Here is a 3,810-nt window from a genome sequence, read left to right as displayed (position 1 = left end):
GGCGCCCGGGCCGCTCGAGCGGAACGCGGTGGCAAGCGTCCCCGCCGGCTGACCCTCGACGTCGACAGCCTGCCCATCGAGGTGCACGGCCACCAGCCGAAGGCGGAGTGGAACGGCCACTACCGGGGCCGGATCTATCACCCTCTCGTCACCTCCGTGGCCGAGACCGGCGACATGCTCGACGCCCGCCTGCGCCCCGGTGCCGTCGGCACAGCCGACGGCGCGATCGAGGTGATCCTCGACGTGGTCGATCGCGCGCAGGCCAGCCTGTGCGAGGTGGCGATGGTGCGCATCGATGCCGGCTTTCCCTCCGCCGGGCTGCTCGCCGGCCTCGAAGAGCGCGGGATCGACTACGTCGCGCGCCTGCGCGCCAACCCCGCGCTCGATCGTCTCGCGGCGCCCTACATGAAGCGGCCCCCAGGCCGGCGCCCGGCCGAGCCGCGCATGTGGCTGCATTCGCTCACCTACCAGGCCGAGAGCTGGGACCGTGCCCGCCGCGTCGTGCTGGTCGTCCAGGAGCGCGCGGACGACCTGCTGCTCGACCGCTTCTTCCTGGTCACCTCGCTCCGTCCCGAGGAGATGAGCCGGCGGGAGGTGCTCGAGCATTACCGCGAGCGGGGCATCGCCGAGGGTCATATGGGCGAACTCAAGGACGTCCTCGCCCCCGCGCTCTCGTCGACGAACCGGCCGAAGTCGCATTGGCGGGGTCGGAGGCCGCAGAGCGGCTCCGAGGCCGTCGATGCCTTCGCGTGCAACGAGGTGCGCCTGCTCATCTCGATCCTGGCCTACCAGCTGATGCACATCGCCCGCCGCGCCATGGCCCGGGCCACCGGCACCGGCTGGAGCCTGCGCCGCCTGCGCGAACGCGTGCTCCGCGCCGGCGCCAGGCTCGTCCTCTCGGGCCGCCGGATGACGCTCGCGCTCTCCAGCAGCGCCGCGCCCTTCTGGGCTCTCCTCTGGCCGAGGATCGACAGGATGCACTGGGCCGGTCCCTGACCGCGACCGCCTGAACATCTCCAGCTCCCCCCCTCGGCCGAGCCCGGCGGCCCGGTCCGACGCGCACCGATAATGCCCATGGACCCGCCTCGCACGGCGTCGAAGGGCCCACGCACACCGCCAACAGGCGTCGCGCCGCTCCGGAGGGTCTGCACAACCCTCGACCGGACTTCACAACCAGCCCACGACCGCCAAATCCACCGCTCAGACGCATTCGGTGAATACTGCGGGGTAGACTCAGCATGGACGCAGCCCTCTGGATCGTGGTCGCCGCGGCGGGTCTCACCGCGATCATGACCGGCGCGGGCGCGCTGCCCTTCCTGTTCGTCAGGAAGGTTGGCGACCGGACGATGGGCTGGTCGAACGCCGCCGCCGCCGGGCTGATGCTGGCCGCCAGCCACAGCCTGATCGCCGAAGGCGTGTCGCTCGACATCACGCTGACGCTGGTGGGCGTGCTTGCGGGGCTGGGCGCGATCGTGGTGGCGGACCGGTTGCTCGCGGGCGCGGGCGACGTGGAAGTGGCCGACTTGCAGGGCGCGGGCGCCGCGAAGGCGCTCTTGATCCTCGGCATCATGACGGCGCATTCCTTTGCCGAAGGCGTGGGCGTCGGCGTGTCCTTCGCCGGCTCCGAGGGGCTCGGCACCTACATCACCACGGCCATCGCCTTCCACAACGTGCCCGAGGGGCTGGCAATTGCGCTGGTGCTGGTGCCGCGCGGCTCACCCGTCTGGAAGGCCGCGCTCTGGGCGATCTTCACCAGCCTGCCGCAGCCGATCATGGCCGCGCCCGCCTATCTCTTCGTCGAAACCTTCCGACCCTTTCTGCCTGTTGGCCTTGGCCTCGCCGCCGGCGCGATGATCTGGATGGTGTTTTCGGAACTTTACCCCGACGCGCTGGAAAAGGTTCGCCACGGATCGGCGGCGACCGCCGTGACCCTGGCCTTCTCGGCCATGATGGCCTTCCAGATGCTCGTGCTCGCCCATTGAGCGATTGACCCAGGAGTTCCCCATGTCCCCCATCGTCCGCGCCTTCTTCGACCGGCCCACCGGAAGCCTGCAATACGTCTTCCACTGCCCGAAGACCAAGAGAGCCGCCATCGTCGACCCCGTCTGGAATTTCTACCCCGAGGCCGGCGCCGTCACGACCGAAAGCGCAGACGAGATCCTCGCCTATGTAAAGGTCGAAGGGCTGGAGGTGGTCTGGGTGCTCGACACGCACCCTCATGCCGATCATTTCTCGGCCGCGCCCTATCTGGCCGAAAAGCTTGGGGCGCCCACGGCGATCGGCGAAAAGGTGACGGGCGTCCAGAAGCTGTGGAAGGGCCTTTACCATCTTGGCGACGATTTCCCCACCGACGGCAGGCAGTGGGACCGGCTGTTCGCCGAGGGCGACGAATTCATGGTGGGCGAGATCCCCGTGCGCGTGATGTTCTCGCCCGGTCACACGCTGGCCTCGATCACCTATGTCGCGGGCGATGCGGCCTTCGTCCATGACACGCTGATGATGCCCGAAAGCGGCACCAGCCGGGCCGATTTCCCCGGCGGCAGCACCGAGGATCTGTGGCAGTCGCTGCGCGCGATCCTCGACCTGCCGGGCGGCACGCGGCTTTACATCGGCCACGACTATCCGGCTGAGGACGCGGCGCCCGACTACATGGCGACGGTCGCGGAGCATCGCCTGCGCAACCGCCATGTCAAGGACGGGATCGGCAAGGCCGAGTTCATCGCCACCCGCGACGCGCGCGACGCGACCCTGCCCCTGCCGGAGCGCATGCTGGCGGCGCTTCAGGTGAACATCCGTGGCGGGCGGCTGCCCGAAGCCGAGGCGGACGGGCACAGCTACCTCAGGATCCCCGTCGGAAAGTTCGAGCCCCGATGAGCGATCCTGTTAAATCCGCCTTCGGCGCGATCACCGGCACGGACACCGCGCAGATCGAGCCTGGCGAGGCGCGCAACGGGGTCGTGCATGTGGTGTCGCTAACCCTGACCAAGACGGCGGACGCGCTGATCGACCCAAAGCTAGTTCTGTCCTGGCTGCTGACGGCGCTGTCGGCGCCGGGCGCGATGGTCGGGCTTCTGGTGCCGGTGCGCGAGGCGGGCGCGCTCCTGCCGCAACTGGCGCTGGCCCGTCGCGTCGAGGCGAGCCCGCAGCGCAAGCGGTTCTGGGCAGTGGGCAGCGCGGTGCAGGGATTGGCCGCGCTCTGCATCGCGGCCGCCGCGCTGCTGCTGTCGGGCGCCGTGGCGGGCGCGGTGATCCTTGGCTGTCTCGCGGTTCTGGCGGTCGCGCGCTCGGCCGCGTCCGTCAGCTACAAGGACGCGCTGGCGCGCACCATCACCAAGACGCGGCGGGGTGCGATCACCGGCCTCGCCGCTTCGGTCGCGTCTGTCTCGGTTTTCGGCGTGGGCCTCTTGATGGCCTCCGGGCTCTTCGAGGTGGCGGTGGCCCCGCTGGCGGCGATCATCGCGGTGGCCGGCGCGGCGTTCCTGCTTGCCTCCGCCATCTTCATGACGCTGCGCGAGCCCGAAAAAGCGCCCGATACAGAGGATGACGACGGATCGCTGGCGGCCCTGATCGACCCGATCATGACCGACGCCCAGTTGCGCCTGTTTGTCGGCGCGCGGGCGGCGCTGGCAGTCACCGCGCTGGCGCCGCCCTTCATCGTCATGCTGTCGGCGGCCTCGGGGCGCAGAGCTATGCCCGATTTTGGGTGACACGGCCTGATCAGGCGGCGCGGGTTTCGGTGTCACGTGCGGCGACGCCGTCGTTGAACGTGACGCCCTCGACGACCTTTGGCAACTGGTTCGCGCCCTTCAG

General features: G+C 69.7%; 4 protein-coding genes. All 4 read left to right on the top strand.

Annotation, left to right across the window (positions count from 1 at the left end; genetic code table 11):
• A partial coding sequence (locus tag DLJ49_RS20880; protein ID WP_115395437.1) for an IS1380 family transposase occupies positions 1 to 996 on the top strand: 996 nt, incomplete at its 5' end.
• A 242-nt stretch (positions 997 to 1,238) separates the two neighbouring features.
• The gene (locus DLJ49_RS20875) at positions 1,239 to 1,982 is read left to right on the top strand and encodes a ZIP family metal transporter (RefSeq protein ID WP_115395436.1); all 744 of its coding nucleotides are present in this window, start codon (positions 1,239 to 1,241) and stop codon (positions 1,980 to 1,982) included.
• A gap of 22 nt (positions 1,983 to 2,004) precedes the next feature.
• Complete coding sequence (locus tag DLJ49_RS20870) at positions 2,005 to 2,874, top strand: MBL fold metallo-hydrolase (protein ID WP_115395435.1); 870 nt, start codon at positions 2,005 to 2,007, stop codon at positions 2,872 to 2,874.
• Positions 2,871 to 3,707 (top strand): hypothetical protein, encoded by an 837-nt coding sequence (locus DLJ49_RS20865; RefSeq protein WP_115395434.1) that lies wholly within the window; start codon positions 2,871 to 2,873, stop codon positions 3,705 to 3,707. The genes DLJ49_RS20870 and DLJ49_RS20865 overlap by 4 nt, the downstream gene beginning before the upstream one ends.
• Positions 3,708 to 3,810 lie beyond the last annotated feature (103 nt).

The organism is Rhodovulum sp. 12E13 (assembly GCF_003340565.1).
Classification (GTDB): Bacteria; Pseudomonadota; Alphaproteobacteria; order Rhodobacterales; family Rhodobacteraceae; genus HLUCCA09.
This window is presented reverse-complemented; position numbering and strand designations above follow the sequence as displayed.

What these genes read in the sequence shown, in the direction of transcription:
- DLJ49_RS20875 (WP_115395436.1), top strand. Translation starts at nt 1,239, where the DNA reads ATGGACGCAGCCCTCTGGATCGTGGTCGCCGCGGCGGGTCTCACCGCG.
- DLJ49_RS20870 (WP_115395435.1), top strand. Translation starts at nt 2,005, where the DNA reads ATGTCCCCCATCGTCCGCGCCTTCTTCGACCGGCCCACCGGAAGCCTG.
- DLJ49_RS20865 (WP_115395434.1), top strand. Translation starts at nt 2,871, where the DNA reads ATGAGCGATCCTGTTAAATCCGCCTTCGGCGCGATCACCGGCACGGAC.